The 14,519-nt window shown below is 56.3% G+C and carries 18 protein-coding genes; 12 read left to right on the top strand and 6 right to left on the bottom strand.

Annotation, left to right across the window (positions count from 1 at the left end; genetic code table 11):
* Positions 1-41 precede the first annotated feature (41 nt).
* From murJ to rimJ, 4 genes are all read right to left on the bottom strand, one after another.
* The gene (gene murJ, locus RTM13_RS05385; protein WP_312210752.1) at positions 42-1,577 is read right to left on the bottom strand and encodes a murein biosynthesis integral membrane protein MurJ; all 1,536 of its coding nucleotides are present in this window, start codon (positions 1,575-1,577) and stop codon (positions 42-44) included.
* A 123-nt stretch (positions 1,578-1,700) separates the two neighbouring features.
* On the bottom strand, positions 1,701-2,624 hold the full coding sequence (locus RTM13_RS05380) for a Gfo/Idh/MocA family oxidoreductase (RefSeq protein ID WP_312210751.1): 924 nt from the start codon (positions 2,622-2,624) through the stop codon (positions 1,701-1,703).
* Between the two features lie 2 nt (positions 2,625-2,626).
* Entirely contained in the window at positions 2,627-3,274 is a 648-nt protein-coding gene (locus RTM13_RS05375) for a YceH family protein (protein ID WP_312210750.1), read from the bottom strand.
* A gap of 12 nt (positions 3,275-3,286) precedes the next feature.
* Positions 3,287-3,874, bottom strand: a complete 588-nt coding sequence (rimJ, locus tag RTM13_RS05370) for a ribosomal protein S5-alanine N-acetyltransferase (protein WP_312210749.1) — start codon at positions 3,872-3,874, stop codon at positions 3,287-3,289.
* Between the two features lie 192 nt (positions 3,875-4,066).
* On the opposite strand from rimJ, the gene mdtH reads away from it, so the two are divergent.
* From mdtH to RTM13_RS05320, 10 genes are all read left to right on the top strand, one after another.
* Complete coding sequence (gene mdtH / locus RTM13_RS05365; RefSeq protein ID WP_312210747.1) at positions 4,067-5,275, top strand: multidrug efflux MFS transporter MdtH; 1,209 nt, start codon at positions 4,067-4,069, stop codon at positions 5,273-5,275.
* 65 nt (positions 5,276-5,340) lie between these two features.
* Positions 5,341-5,988 (top strand): glutaredoxin 2, encoded by a 648-nt coding sequence (gene grxB / locus RTM13_RS05360; protein ID WP_312210746.1) that lies wholly within the window; start codon positions 5,341-5,343, stop codon positions 5,986-5,988.
* A 127-nt stretch (positions 5,989-6,115) separates the two neighbouring features.
* Positions 6,116-6,676 carry a lipoprotein gene (locus tag RTM13_RS05355; RefSeq protein WP_312210744.1) on the top strand — a complete coding sequence of 187 codons (561 nt, stop codon included), beginning with the start codon at positions 6,116-6,118 and terminating at the stop codon, positions 6,674-6,676.
* A gap of 124 nt (positions 6,677-6,800) precedes the next feature.
* Positions 6,801-7,847 (top strand): dihydroorotase, encoded by a 1,047-nt coding sequence (pyrC, locus tag RTM13_RS05350; RefSeq protein ID WP_312210742.1) that lies wholly within the window; start codon positions 6,801-6,803, stop codon positions 7,845-7,847.
* 75 nt (positions 7,848-7,922) lie between these two features.
* Positions 7,923-8,168: a DNA damage-inducible protein I gene (gene dinI, locus RTM13_RS05345; RefSeq protein ID WP_312210740.1), complete on the top strand. Its 246-nt coding sequence runs from the start codon at positions 7,923-7,925 to the stop codon at positions 8,166-8,168.
* A gap of 268 nt (positions 8,169-8,436) precedes the next feature.
* Entirely contained in the window at positions 8,437-8,691 is a 255-nt protein-coding gene (gene bssS / locus RTM13_RS05340; protein ID WP_103821249.1) for a biofilm formation regulator BssS, read from the top strand.
* Between the two features lie 115 nt (positions 8,692-8,806).
* Positions 8,807-9,928, top strand: coding sequence for an N-methyl-L-tryptophan oxidase (gene solA / locus RTM13_RS05335; RefSeq protein WP_312210738.1), 1,122 nt, complete (start codon positions 8,807-8,809; stop codon positions 9,926-9,928).
* A 52-nt stretch (positions 9,929-9,980) separates the two neighbouring features.
* Entirely contained in the window at positions 9,981-10,097 is a 117-nt protein-coding gene (locus RTM13_RS05330) for a YceO family protein (protein WP_312210736.1), read from the top strand.
* Between the two features lie 268 nt (positions 10,098-10,365).
* A complete protein-coding gene (locus RTM13_RS05325; protein WP_312210735.1) occupies positions 10,366-10,932 on the top strand; it encodes a cytochrome b in 567 nt (188 codons plus the stop codon).
* Between the two features lies 1 nt (position 10,933).
* The gene (locus tag RTM13_RS05320) at positions 10,934-11,509 is read left to right on the top strand and encodes a YceI family protein (protein ID WP_312210733.1); all 576 of its coding nucleotides are present in this window, start codon (positions 10,934-10,936) and stop codon (positions 11,507-11,509) included.
* Between the two features lie 51 nt (positions 11,510-11,560).
* Here the strand turns inward: RTM13_RS05320 and RTM13_RS05315 are convergent, their stop codons facing one another.
* Positions 11,561-12,610, bottom strand: a complete 1,050-nt coding sequence (locus RTM13_RS05315; protein WP_312210731.1) for a rhodanese-related sulfurtransferase — start codon at positions 12,608-12,610, stop codon at positions 11,561-11,563.
* Between the two features lie 147 nt (positions 12,611-12,757).
* Here RTM13_RS05315 and RTM13_RS05310 point away from each other — a divergent pair, with 147 nt between their 5' ends.
* Positions 12,758-13,678 (top strand): Kdo(2)-lipid IV(A) acyltransferase, encoded by a 921-nt coding sequence (locus RTM13_RS05310; protein WP_312211016.1) that lies wholly within the window; start codon positions 12,758-12,760, stop codon positions 13,676-13,678.
* A 158-nt stretch (positions 13,679-13,836) separates the two neighbouring features.
* Positions 13,837-14,211: a MysB family protein gene (locus RTM13_RS05305; protein ID WP_268108392.1), complete on the top strand. Its 375-nt coding sequence runs from the start codon at positions 13,837-13,839 to the stop codon at positions 14,209-14,211.
* Here the strand turns inward: RTM13_RS05305 and RTM13_RS05300 are convergent, their stop codons facing one another.
* Positions 14,212-14,439 (bottom strand): YceK/YidQ family lipoprotein, encoded by a 228-nt coding sequence (locus tag RTM13_RS05300; RefSeq protein ID WP_312210728.1) that lies wholly within the window; start codon positions 14,437-14,439, stop codon positions 14,212-14,214.
* Between the last annotated feature and the right edge of the window lie 80 nt (positions 14,440-14,519).

The raw sequence follows: 14,519 nt of genomic DNA, 5'->3' as shown, positions 1-14,519 counted from the left end.
CACCGCGCAGGCCCGGGCGCGCTGCCCAGGCCTGAGCTGTTTTACGCCGTCCGGCGAGCAAACTCCTTCACCTTAAAGCCCAGCAGCGCCAGCGTGGCGAAGTAGGCTATGCCCCCCACCGCCACTACCGCCATCAGGCGTAGCAGACGCCAGGCCATTGTTCCCTGCGACCACTCCGGCATCACCGAGAGAATACCCAACAGCGCTGCGGCCATCACCACCACGGCCACTACCAGACGCAGCAGGAAACGCTGCCAGCCCGGCTGCGGGGTAAAGATTTTTTGCTTACGCAGCTGCCAGTAGAGCAGGCTGGCGTTGAGGCAGGCAGCAAGGCCAATCGACAGCGCCAGTCCGGCGTGTTTGAACGGGCCGATAAAGGCCAGGTTCATCAACTGGGTCACAATCAGCGTGACAACGGCGATTTTAACCGGCGTTTTGATGTCCTGCCGCGAGTAGAACCCCGGTGCCAGTACCTTCACCACAATAAGCCCCATCAGCCCCACGGAGTAGGCTACCAACGCCCGCTGGGTCATCAGCGCGTCGAAGGCGGAGAATTTACCGTACTGGAACAGCGAGACCGTTAGCGGTTTGGCGAGGATCCCCAGCGCCACGGCGCTCGGCAGCGCCAGCAGGAAGCAGAGGCGCAGGCCCCAGTCCATCAGGCGGCAGTATTCATCATGGTTGCCGCTGGCGAAGCTGCGGGAGAGCGACGGTAGCAGGATAGTGCCCAGCGCCACGCCCAGCACGCCGGAGGGGAACTCCATCAGGCGGTCAGCGTAGTACATCCACGAGACCGAGCCGGAGACCAGGAACGAGGCGAAAATGGTGTTGATGATCAGCGAGATCTGGCTGACCGAGACGCCAAGAATAGCCGGTCCCATCTGCTTAACGACGCGGATTGCCCCCGCATCGCGAAAGCTGATGCGCGGCAGCACCAGCATGCCAATCTTTTTAAGGTGCGGCAGCTGGTAGAAGAGCTGCAATACGCCGCCGACGGTGACCGCCCAGGCCAGGGCCAGCACCGGGGGATGAAACAGCGGCGCGGCAAAGAGCGCAAAACCAATCATGCTGATATTCAAGAGCGTGGGCGCGAAGGCCGGCACCGAGAAGCGGTTCCATGTATTAAGGATCGCCCCCACCAGCGAGGCCAGTGAAATCAGCAGAATGTAGGGAAAGGTGATCTTCAGCAGCTGGGTAGTGAGCGCAAACTTGTCGGCGGTATCGGCAAAGCCCGGTGCGGTGACCATAATCACCCAGGGCGCAGCCAGCATCCCGGCGATGGTGACAATCGCCAGCACCAGCGTTAGCAGACCAGAGACATAGGCGACAAAGACGCGGGTGGCATCCTCGCCCTGCTTGCTTTTGTACTCGGCCAGAATCGGCACGAAGGCCTGAGAGAACGCACCTTCGGCAAAGATACGACGCAGCAGATTGGGGAGTTTGAACGCCACGAAGAAGGCGTCAGTTGCCATCCCTGCGCCAAACACCCGCGCCACAATGGCGTCGCGAGCAAAACCCAACACGCGAGAAAAGAGAGTCATCGAGCTGACCGCAGCCAGCGATTTTAATAAATTCATTACCGTATTAATCCGAACCCTGCGGCAAAACGCCTGCAGAGCAGGCGTTAGAAGAAGCGCTTAGTCTACCTGGATTGCGATGAAATACTACATCCAGAAACTATTACCAGATACTACAGTGGGTTATTCAGCCATCGCCTCGCGCCAGAGCCTGTCAATGATACGCTGGGCCAGCACCGCCTGCTCACCGGAAGTTTCAGGTGCAGTCTGATTTTTCACGCAGGAGATAAAGTGTTGGGCGCAGCCAACGAATCCGCGCTGCTCAAGGGTGCTTTGCCAGCCGGGAATCGGACGCAGCGTAATGCCGCTGCCCTGCTCTTCTCGCCACTCGCGCATATCGGTTACGTCGTACAGGCCACCGTCGGTCACCGCCTGCACCCACTCGCGCTGGCTGCCCGCCCGGCGGTGCATGCTGGTGGTGATTTGCAGAGCATCGTGGCTAAAGTGGTGCTCGGCGTAGATCATCGCCCCCTCGTCGTTGGTGAGCAGCGTGCCGCCGTTGAGCTGGCCTTCGCCGCCCGCCAGCCACAGGGCGGTGTCCACCACGTGGAGGTAGTCATCCAGCAGCGTAAAGCGCAGATCCTGCGGCCCGACGCTGTCGCTCCGATGTTTGTCCATGCGCAGCGAGGCCCCGTTAGCCAACTGGGATTTCAGATCGCGGTAGAGCGGCGCGAAGCGGCGATTAAAGCCGACCATCAGGATCAGATTCTTACGCGCGGCCAGCGCCACCAGCCGCTCGGCGTCGGCAAGGTTCTCTGCCAATGGTTTATCGACGCAGACATGCACACCGGCGTTGAGTAACTCGCTTACCACCGCGTAGTGCGAGGCCGTAGAGGTGTGGACAAACACCGCATCGCACTGAGCGGCCAGTTCCGGCAGCGACCCGGCGTAGGGCACCCGCCAACGCTGGCAAATGGCTAACGCTTTCTCCCGCGACGGCGACCAGGCAGCCTGTAGCGTCCAGTCGGTAGCCGCGCCCAGTACCGGCAGCCAGGCCTTCTGGGCGATACCGCCCAGCCCCACTACGCCTATGCGTAACTGTGTCATAGTTAATCTCCCAGGTGTGCCAGCAGCGAATCGAGACGCTGCTTCAGTTCGGCGACTTCACTCTCCAGCGTCGCCACCCGCGCAGCGAGATCCTCTGACGGTGACGCTTCGCTCACATCGGCGGTGGCCTCCGGAACTGCCTCGCCGCTAAACAGGTGCATGTAGCGGCTTTCACGTTTGCCCGGCTCACGCGGCAGACGGACCACAAAGGGGCCATCTTCCCGGCTTGCCAGCGCCTCTAAGGTTTGTTCAACCTCCGGCACGTCGGCAAACTCATGCATTCTGGCCGCCCGCATCCGCAGCTCGCCTGGGGTCTGCGCCCCGCGCAGCAGCAGCGTAGTGACGAGCGCCGTCTCGCCGCTGCTGAGCTTGAGATTGCCAAACTCGGAGTTACAAAAGCGCTGCTCGTATTTCGTGACCCGGTTGCCGAAACCGCTGACGTTGCGCAGATAGTGCCGCTTAACCAGGGCGTCGAGGAGATCCTGCACTTCGGCGTCGCCCAGCGACATGACGGGTTCACGGTTGGTTTTTTGATTGCAGGCGCTCACCACCGCGTTGAGAGAGAGAGGGTATTGCTCCGGGGTCGTGACCTGCTTCTCCAGCAGGCAGCCGATAATCCGCGCTTCGGCGGGGCTTAACAGGATTTTCATCTTATTATTTCCTTAGTTGCGGCCTGCGGTCCACTCCGGTGTGGTCAGCGCCGTCAGCACATGATCGCGCCACTCACCATCAATCAGCAGATAGGCTTTGGCATAGCCCTCTTTTTCAAAGCCCAGCCGTGCCAGCAGACCGCCGCTGCGCTGGTTGTGCGGCATGTAGTTAGCCATGATGCGGTGAATATGCTGGGTGCGCTGCATATAGCGGATAGCGGCGGTCAGCGCCTCAAACATCAGCCCCTGCCCCTGCCACTTTTGCCCGATAGAGTAGCCCAGGTAGCAGGCGTGAAACGAGCCGCGTACCACGTTAGAGAAGTTAGCTACGCCCATGATCTCTTTCTCTTCAGGATCGAGCAGTGCAAAATAGAAGGCGCTTCCCTGCTTATGAAATTCGTTAATCATGCTGAGACGCGCCTGCCAACCGGATGGATAGCAGTGACTCTCATCGCGAATGGGTTCCCAGGGTTTTAAAAACTGGCGGTTTTCTGCGTAGTAGTCTGCCAGACGCCATGCATCGCGCTCATGCACTAAACGCACCACCAGCCGGTCCGTCGTCAAGCGCGCTTTTGGAACGTTGTTACGATAGCCGAACATTAATCACCACTCCTGTCGAAACGTCTTATTACCCCTGCGGATAACTATACCTGCGGTACGCCACTATTACGATAAAGAGCATCAATCAAAGCTTTGCTTTGATAAAAAAATATCGTCGCCGCAACGGTGGGAAAATATCCAGCAACAACGCAGAATAGCAGGGTAACTATTTTGACATTCCCGGGAGGGGAGATGTCCCGCGTATCGCAGGCCAGGCGCCTGGGTAAATATTTCCTGCTCATTGATAATATGCTGGTTGTGTTAGGTTTTTTCGTCGTCTTCCCGCTTATTTCTATTCGTTTTGTGGATCAGCTCGGCTGGGCCGCCCTGATGGTGGGTATCGCCCTCGGCCTGCGTCAGCTTATCCAGCAGGGGCTGGGGATCTTCGGTGGAGCTATCGCCGATCGCTTCGGCGCTAAGCCGATGATCGTCACCGGCATGCTGATGCGAGCCGCCGGTTTCGCCACCATGGCCGTAGCGCAGGAGCCGTGGCTGCTCTGGAGCTCGTGCATCCTCTCCGGCCTCGGCGGCACGCTGTTCGATCCGCCGCGCTCGGCGCTGGTGGTCAAGCTGATCCGCCCTCATCTACGCGGACGTTTCTTCTCGCTGCTGATGATGCAGGACAGCGCCGGAGCGGTGATCGGTGCCCTGCTCGGCAGCTGGTTGCTGCAGTACGATTTCCGCCTGGTGTGCGCTACGGGTGCGGTGATATTTGTCCTCTGCGCCGCCTTTAACGCCTGGCTGCTGCCGAACTGGTCGCTCTCGACGGTAAAAACGCCGGTGCGGGAGGGACTCAGCCGGGTGATGGGCGACAAACGCTTCGTGACCTACGTGCTCACCTTAACCGGCTACTACATGCTGGCGGTACAGGTGATGCTGATGCTGCCCATCATGGTTAACGACATTGCAGGCTCTCCGGCGGCGGTGAAGTGGATGTATGCCATTGAGGCGAGCCTGTCCCTGACCCTGCTCTATCCGCTCGCTCGCTGGAGCGAAAAGCGCTTCCGCCTGGAGCAGCGCCTGATGGCTGGCCTGTTGTTTATGACCCTCAGTCTGCTGCCGATTGGTATGGTCAGCTCGTTACAGCAGCTCTTTACATTAATTTGCACGTTCTATATCGGCTCGATCATTGCCGAACCGGCGCGCGAAACCCTGAGCGCCGAACTGGCGGATGCCAGAGCGCGAGGCAGCTATATGGGCTTTAGCCGCCTCGGTCTCGCCTTCGGCGGTTTCCTTGGCTACGCGGGGGGTGGCTGGCTATTCGACGCCGGGAAAGCGTTCAGCCAGCCCGAGCTGCCGTGGATGATGCTGTCTGCTATTGGCCTGGTTACTCTCTTTGCGCTCTGGTGGCAGTTCAGTCCAAAGCATACCCAGACGGGAATGCTCGAACCGGAGGCCTGATTTGAAAGGCGCTTTTTTCTCTTCCATACTGGTGGTTACGGACAACCATCACCTGGAGGGGAAACGTGAAGCTCTATATTTACGACCACTGCCCGTACTGCCTGAAAGCCCGCATGATCTTCGGACTGAAAAATCTGCCGATCGAACTTAACGTATTACTTAGCGATGATGAAGCCACGCCCACCCGCATGATTGGCCAGAAGATGGCACCGATCCTGCAAAAAGATGACAGCCGCTACATGGCTGAGAGCCTGGACATTGTGAAGTACGTTGACCAACTTGACGGCGAACCGCTGCTCACCGGAGCGCGTAAGCCAGCCATTGAAGCATGGTTACGTAAAGTCAACGAGTACACCAACCGCCTGCTGCTCCCGCGCTTTGCCAAAGCGCCGTTTGATGAGTTTGCGACGCCTGAAGCGCGCGCTTATTTTACCAACAAAAAAGAGGCGGCTATCGGTGACTTTAGCGAGCATCTTGCCCATACCGCAGGGCTGGTAAAAAAAATCAGCGATGACCTGCGCGATCTGGATAAGCATATTGTCCAGCCCAACGCGGTTAACGGTGAACTCTCCGAGGATGATATCCACCTCTTCCCGCTGCTGCGCAACCTGACGATTGTGCCCGGTATCGTCTGGCCTACGCGCGTCGCCGACTACCGCGACAATATGGCCAAGCAGACGCAAATTAACCTCCTGTCATCCATCGCAATTTAACCCCCGGCCCGGCGGAAGCACAGGTTTCCGCCACCGCTTTCAGCCTTTTCTGCTGTTACGCCTCCTGCTGGCACGCCAGACTGCTTTGTGTCACGATGGCATAAATGGATGGCTTTTGAGGGATCCCATGAAGAAGATTTTATTTGCCGCAGCCCTTGTCGCAGGCGGCCTGCTGGCGGGTTGTAACCAGCTTACCCAGTACACCGTCAGCGAGCAGGAGATCAACCAGGCGCTGCAAAAACACAATAACTTCTCCCGCGATCTTGGCCTGCCGGGGGTAGCGGATGCACATATTGTGCTGAATAATCTGGTCAGCGCTATTGGCCGTGAGGAGCCAAACAAAGTCACCCTCTCTGGCGATGCCGGGCTGGATCTCAACTCGCTCTTTGGTAGCCAGCAGGCTACCGTCAAACTGAAGCTCAAGGCGCTGCCGGTTTTCAATAAGGAGAAAGGGGCGATCTTTCTTCAGCAGATGGAGGTAGTAGACGCCTCGGTAATGCCACAGAAGATGCAGCCGGTGGTACAGAGCCTGCTTCCTTACCTGAACCAGGCTCTGCAAAACTACTTTAACCAGCAGCCCGCTTACGTTCTGAGCGAGGACAGCAGCAAAGGCGAAGCGCTGGCGAAAAAGTATGCCAAAGGGCTGGAGATCAAAGCTGGCGAGATTGTTATCCCGTTCGTTAACTGATCTGGCAGGCGGCAATTTTGGTCCTGCGATCAGGAAAGAGGTGCAAACGAAAACGTTTACGCCTATGCTTAGTGCCCGGCATAAAACCAGCCATCACTGACTTTACTTTAGCCGGAGCACTACCATGACAGCACAACCCCAGGTTTTAAAAATTCGCCGCCCTGACGACTGGCACGTACATCTGCGCGATGGCGATATGTTGAAGACTGTCGTGCCCTATACCAGTGAAACCTATGGCCGCGCTATCGTGATGCCAAACCTGGCACCGCCGGTGACCACCGTCGATGCCGCCATCGCCTATCGCCAGCGTATTCTTGCCGCCGTCCCTGCCGGCCACAACTTCACCCCACTGATGACCTGCTACCTCACCGACTCGCTGGATCCCAACGAGGTCGAGCGCGGTTTTAAAGAGGGCGTCTTTACCGCTGCCAAGCTCTATCCGGCTAATGCTACCACCAACTCCAGCCACGGGGTCACCAGCATTGACGCTATCATGCCGGTGCTCGAGCGTATGCAGACGCTGGGTATGCCGCTGCTGGTACACGGCGAAGTCACTCACGCCGAGATCGATATTTTCGATCGCGAGGCACGCTTTATTGAGACGGTGATGGAGCCGTTGCGTCAGCGCCTGCCGGCGCTTAAGGTCGTGTTTGAGCACATCACCACTAAAGATGCAGCCGACTATGTACGTGACGGTAACGAGCTGCTGGCAGCCACCATCACTCCGCAGCATCTGATGTTCAACCGTAACCATATGCTGGTGGGCGGCGTGCGTCCGCATCTCTACTGCCTGCCGATCCTGAAGCGTAACGTCCATCAGCAGGCGCTGCGTGAGCTGGTCGCCAGCGGCTTCGAACGTGCCTTCCTCGGCACCGACTCCGCCCCGCATGCTCGCCTGCGCAAAGAGACCAGCTGCGGCTGCGCAGGCTGTTTCAACGCCCCGACGGCGCTGGCCAGCTACGCCACCGTATTTGAAGAGATGAACGCCCTGGCGCATCTTGAGGCCTTCTGCTCGCTTAACGGCCCACGCTTCTACGGTCTGCCGGTCAATGAAGGTTACGTTGAGCTGGTCCGCGAAGAGGAGCAGGTGCCGGAAAGCATCGCCCTGAGTGATGACACGCTGATCCCTTTCCTGGCGGGTGAGCGCGTTAACTGGCGGATCCGTCGCTAAAAAATAGTCTGCCCCCTGTTGTAAGTTCCTCGTCTATACTGTATAAAAATACAGTACATCATCCAGGGGGCAATCATGCGTATCGAAGTGACCATCGCTAAAACAACACCCTTACCGCCGGGCGCGATTGACGCGCTGGCAAGCGAACTCTCCCGCCGTCTGCAGAGCGACTATCCCGATACCGAAAACAGGGTGACCGTCCGCTATGCGGCCGCCAACAATCTGTCTGTTCTCGGCGGTGCCAAAGGTGATAAAGAGCGCGTTAGCGAGATCCTCCAGCAAACCTGGGAGAGCGCTGACGACTGGTTTACGCAGGATTAACGGTTGTTTCCCTATTGTGCTTTTGCCGGGTCGCCCCGGCTTTTTTTCACTTTTAGGCATTATTCTGATGGTGCCGCTTATCCCTGTAATAAATAAGCCGTAATTAGTCGTTTTCTTGTTCAAAAAATTCTAAGAAAGTTCAGAAAAAAGTGCCCCTCTTTTTTTATTAGCGCAATCTGCTTAATTATTGATATACTTAAGTTGCTTCAATAAACACGCATTGAACCTCAAGAGTCGTTGTCTTTAAACACGCATTTAGGGGGTTAAAATGGTAAAAAATAATGAAGTCATTCAAACCCATCCGCTCGTAGGGTGGGACATCAGCACCGTGGACAGCTACGATGCGCTGATGCTGCGCCTGCACTACCAGACCCCGAACCACGCTGACCGTGATGACACTGAGGTCGGACAGACTCTGTGGTTAACGACCGACGTTGCCCGTCAATTTATATCGATTTTAGAAGCCGGCATTGCCAAGATCGAATCTGGCGACTACCAGGAAAACGAGTACAGGCGGCATTAATGAATGCTCATTTTTCAACCAACAGGCACCCTTAGGGTGCCTTATTTAATTGTGGCTTGTATAACGCCAACGGGTTAATTACTCTCCTGAGCACAGTTTTTGCCAGGAGAGCCTTATGAAATACGATCTCATTATTATCGGTAGCGGTTCAGTCGGCGCGGCGGCGGGCTATTATGCCACCCGAGCGGGGTTAAAGGTGCTGATGACCGATGCCCATATGCCGCCCCACCAGCAGGGTAGCCATCATGGCGATACACGGCTCATCCGCCACGCCTATGGCGAAGGCGAGAAATATGTTCCGCTGGTGCTCAGGGCGCAGGCGCTATGGGAGCAGCTGGCGGCAGAGAGCGGTGAAGAGGTGTTTATCCGCAGCGGCGTGGTCAATCTTGGCCCCGCCAATTCTGACTTCTTGCGTAACGTTGCCCAGAGCGCTAAGCAGTTTAATCTTAACGTTGAGCAGCTCGACGCTGCGGCGCTGATGGCCCGCTGGCCTGAATTCCGCGTGCCTGATGATTACATCGCCCTCTTTGAAGCCAACTCCGGGGTGTTAAAGAGCGAGCTGGCCATAAAAACCTGGATCCGCCTCGCCCGGGAAGCCGGTTGTGCACAGCTCTTTAACTGTTCGGTGACGGCGATCCATCACCATAATGACGGTGTTACCATCGAGACGGCCGATGGTGAGTATCAGGGTGCCAGGCTACTGGTGAGCGCCGGGACGTGGGTGAAGCAGCTACTCCCCTCCCTGCCCATTCAGCCAGTGCGTAAGGTCTTTGCCTGGTATCAGGCCGATGGCCGCTACAGCCGCAAAAACAACTTCCCGGCCTTTACCGGCGAGCTGGCAAACGGCGACCAGTACTACGGTTTCCCGGCGGAAGACGATGCGCTGAAAATCGGCAGGCATAACGGCGGACAGTCCATCAACGCCGAGGATGAGCGCGTGCCCTTTGGCCGTGTGGCTACTGATGGCTCCGAGTGCTTCCCCTTCCTGCGCCAATGCCTGCCTGGCATTGGCGGCTGCCTGTATGGCGCAGCCTGCACCTATGATAACTCCCCGGATGAGGACTTTATCATCGATATGCTGCCGGAGAGCGCCAGCACGATGGTCATCACCGGTCTGAGCGGGCACGGATTTAAGTTTGCCTCCGTGCTGGGTGAAATTGCGGCTGACTTTGCGGCGGGTAAAACATCAACTTTTGATTTAACCCCGTTTTCGCTACGCCGTTTCATGGCAGGATAAGCAAAAGGCCCCGCAGGGGGCCTGTTCACGCTTCATTGTCTCTGGAGATATAATGCGCCGGTTATTTACATGGTTGACTGAAAATGTCCGAGAACATTTGATGGCCTATATTGCTATCTGGTCCCTGCTGGCGTTGATTGATCTTATTTATATAATCTATGCCGGATAGGTAATATTGACAAAAATTGACATTACTTTAATAAACCCTGGTTTTAACGCAGTTTTTTTGAATGAACATAGTAGGCTAACTAGCCTGCAACCTCAGATAGCAAGCAACATTCTGTTGCTTGAAACGAAATCATTGAAAGTCATAAGCCAAATCGAAGCAAAAAAACTGAACAAAATAAAATAGCCATCGCTTTTGTTATTTTTAAGTTGCATTAATATTTTTTGCAGGCCATTTTAAGTTAACTTTATATTTGAACATGGTTAACTGTATGCAAATGCGTAATTCTGCTCGCCGCTATGGCGCGGTCTCGATTGCGTTACACTGGCTGGTTGCCGCTGTGGTTTATGGCATGTTTGCTCTTGGCCTGTGGATGGTCACACTGAGCTACTATGACGGCTGGTATCATCAGGCTCCGGAGCTGCATAAAAGCATCGGCGTGTTGCTGATGATGGGCCTGGTGGTTCGCCTGATCTGGCGCCATGTCTCGCCGCCGCCCAAAGCGCTGGCCTCTTACTCCCGTCTCACCCATGTCGCTGCCGTTGGCGCGCATATCACTCTCTATGGCCTGCTGTTCGCCATTGTGATCAGCGGATACCTCATCTCCACCGCTGACGGTAAACCCATCAGCGTGTTTGGCCTGTTTGAGATCCCGGCGACGCTGGCCGACGCGGGCACACAGGCCGATCTGGCGGGTACCCTACATCTGTGGCTGGCATGGAGCGTGGTTATTCTCTCGGTTCTCCACGCCCTGGCGGCCCTTAAACACCACTTTATTGATAAAGACGACACCCTCAAACGTATGCTGGGTAAATCGTCCCCTGACTCTGGAGCATAAGATGAAGAAAAACCTGCTGGCATTAACTTTCGGCGCACTGCTGTTCACTACCGGCTCTGCAGCAGCTGCTGACTACAAAATCGATAAAGAGGGCCAGCACGCCTTCGTTAACTTCCGTATCCAACACCTCGGCTACAGCTGGCTCTACGGTACCTTCAAAGATTTCGACGGCACCTTTACCTTTGACGAGCAGAATCCCGCTGCGGATAAGGTTAACGTCACCATCAATACCAACAGCGTTGACACCAACCACGCCGAGCGTGATAAGCACCTGCGCAGCGCGGATTTCCTGAACGTAGCGAAATTCCCACAGGCGACCTTTGCCTCAACCGGCGTTAAGAAAGATGGCGACGAGCTGGATATCACCGGTAACCTGACCCTTAACGGCGTGACCAAGCCGGTTACCCTTGAGGCGAAGCTGATTGGTCAGGGTGACGATCCGTGGGGCGGCGTCCGTGCGGGCTTTGAGGCCGAAGGTAAAATTAAGCTGAAGGACTTCAATATCAACACCGATCTGGGTCCGGCATCGCAGGAAGTGGATCTGATTATCTCCGTTGAGGGCGTGCGCCAGAAATAGCACCACCTCGCTGAAGCCCTGCCGGGATCGCTCCCGGCAGGATAGCAACGCTTACTCCGGGTCCGGAATGCCGAGTTTGGTATTCAGGCGACCGCGAGATTTATTAAAGATCTTATTCCCGTTCTCACGCCCCGCCCGCCGGCGACGCTGCTCCTCTTCCGGCAGCTCACGCTCCGTCTGACACAGCTCGCTACAGCAGCCTTTATACTTCTCTGCACACGACGGGCACTGAATAAATAGCAGGTGGCAGCCGTCGTTCAGGCAGTTGGTATGGCTATCGCACGGCGTGCCGCACTGGTGGCAGTGGGCAATCACATCTTCAGAGATACGCTCCCCCATCCGCTCATCGAAAACAAAGTTTTTACCGATAAAGCGTACCGGCAGCCCCTGCTCCCGCGCCCGGCGGGCGTACTCAATGATACCGCCTTCGATATGCCACACCTTGTTAAAGCCGTTGTGCTTCATCCACGCGCTGGCCTTCTCACAGCGGATGCCGCCGGTGCAGTACATAACGATCTTTTTATCCTTATGTTCCTGCATCATCTCAACCGCTTTCGGCAGCTGCTCGCGGAAGGTATCCGCCGGGATCTCCAGCGCCTGCTCAAAATGCCCCACTTCATACTCGTAGTGGTTACGCATATCGATAAAGATTGCGTCGGGATCGTCGAGCATGGCGTTAACTTCAGCTGCCTTTAGATATTCGCCAACGTCGCTGGCGTCAAAGGTAGGATCGTCGATGCCGTCGGCCACGATACGATCGCGCACCTTCATACGCAGCACCCAGAACGATTTACCGTCGTCATCCAGGGCCACGTTCAGGCGAAGGCCGTCCAGCGCCGGGTCAAAGGCGTAGAGGCAGGCGCGCAGCGCCTCGAACTGGCTCTGCGGAACGCTGATCTGCGCGTTAATCCCTTCATGGGCCAGATAGACGCGGCCGAATACGTTCAGCGCGGTTAACGCCTTGTACAGCTCGTCACGGGTAACCTGCGGATCGACAATGGTAAAATATTGATAGAATGAGACAGTGATACGCGGCTCGGTTTCAGCGAGCATACGCGCCTTCAGCTCCTCATTCGAAATGCGGTTGTGTAACACTGGCATGGTGTACGTTCCTGCAATCTGTGAATGATGAATTAAAATCGGGCAGCATCATAAAGCAAATACTGTTAATTTACATCCCTGGCGTTTACGTTACATTGCACACCGTAACGATCATAAGGAGAACAGGTGTTGGAAAACAGGAAAGAGATAACGCATTTACCTCAATTTTCAGCAGCATTGCTGCACCCCCGCTACTGGCTAACGTGGTTCGGCGTGGGCATCTTATGGCTTATTGTTCAGCTCCCCTATCCAATTCTCTATCGTCTGGGCTGTGGTTTGGGACGGCTGGCGATGCGTTTTATGAAGCGTCGGGTGCACGTCGCCACGCGCAATCTTGAGCTGTGCTTTCCTGATATGCCCCCTGACGAGCGCCACGCACTGGTAGTAAAAAACTTTGAGTCTACCGGCATGGGACTGCTGGAGACCGGCATGGCGTGGTTCTGGTCGAACAAGCGCATCGCCCGCTGGATGGATGTCATTAACTTTGAGCCTGTTTATGAGCTGCAAAGACAAAAACGCGGTATTTTGCTGATTGGCATCCATTTTTTGACGCTGGAGCTGGGGGCGCGCATGTTCGGCATGCAGTCGCCGGGCATTGGCGTTTACCGTCCCAACGATAATCCGGTGATCGACTGGCTGCAAACCTGGGGACGGCTGCGTTCAAATAAAACCATGCTCGATCGCAAGGATCTGAAAGGGATGGTAAAGGCGCTGAAGAGCGGTGAAGTTGTCTGGTATGCGCCGGACCACGACTACGGCCCGCGCGCCAGCGTCTTCGTGCCGCTTTTCGCCGTCGATCAGGCCGCCACCACCTCGGGAACCTGGATGCTCTCGCGTCTCTCTGGCGCAGCGCTGGTACCCTTTGTCCCGCGCCGCAAACCGGACGGTAAAGGCTACGAGCTGGTGATGCTGGATCCCGAGCTGTCACCGCCGCTGGACGATGCTGAAACTACCGCCGCCTGGATGAACAAGATCGTCGAGAAGTGCATTCTGATGGCCCCTGAGCAGTATATGTGGCTGCACCGCCGCTTCAAAACTCGCCCCGAAGGCGTGCCGTCACGCTACTAACTTTTGATTCCCGTAACGCCGGATGGCGGCATAATGCCTTATCCGGCCTACGATCCCCAGCGCCCGCACCTCAATTATTTTCCGCAATCATTCTTGTAAAATCTCAGATTCAACTATTCTTTCCCTGAACAACATGTCAATTTCACAGGGAGAAACCAATGACCATGTACGCCACGCTGGAAGAAGCCATTGATGCTGCTCGTGAAGAGTTTCTGGCCAACAGCCCTGAGCTGGACGAAGAGAGCGCCAACATTCAGCAGTTTAATATGCAAAAGTATGTGCTACAGGATGGCGAGATCATGTGGCAGGTGGAATTTTTAGCCGACGAGGGCGAGGACGGGGAGTGTCTGCCATTATTGACCGGCGAAGCCGCGCAGAGCGTTTTTGACGGCGAGTTCGACGAGATTGAGCTGCGCCAGGAGTGGCTGGAGGAGAACACCCTCCACGAGTGGGATGAGGGTGAATACCAGCTCCAACCGCCGCTGGATACCGAAGAGGGTCGCACCGCAGCGGACGAGTGGGACGAGCGTTAATTACTCGTAGGGGCCGTGATGCGCATCAATAGGCAGCAGGAGCGTGTCAAAGACCAGCGAGAAAGGGAGATCCAGAACGGTGATGTAGCGCCACTTTGAGTCGCGTACGTCCCACTGTACGCCGGGGTAGTACTGGTTTCCGTGCCCCTGCCCCGGAATAGTACGGCTGATTATGCTGCCGCATCCGCTAAGCAGCATCGCCATGATCACCAGAGTGATTATCCGCATAGTTTATCCCATATAAAAATACCGGCTACTGGGCCGGTATTACTTTTGTCGGGTGGCGCTACGCTTACCCGGCCTACTTA

The organism is Pseudescherichia sp. (assembly GCF_031979925.1).
In the GTDB taxonomy this organism is placed as follows: domain Bacteria; phylum Pseudomonadota; class Gammaproteobacteria; order Enterobacterales; family Enterobacteriaceae; genus Pseudescherichia.
Note: the sequence above shows the minus strand (reverse complement) of the source record. Positions and strands in the feature narration are given on the sequence as shown.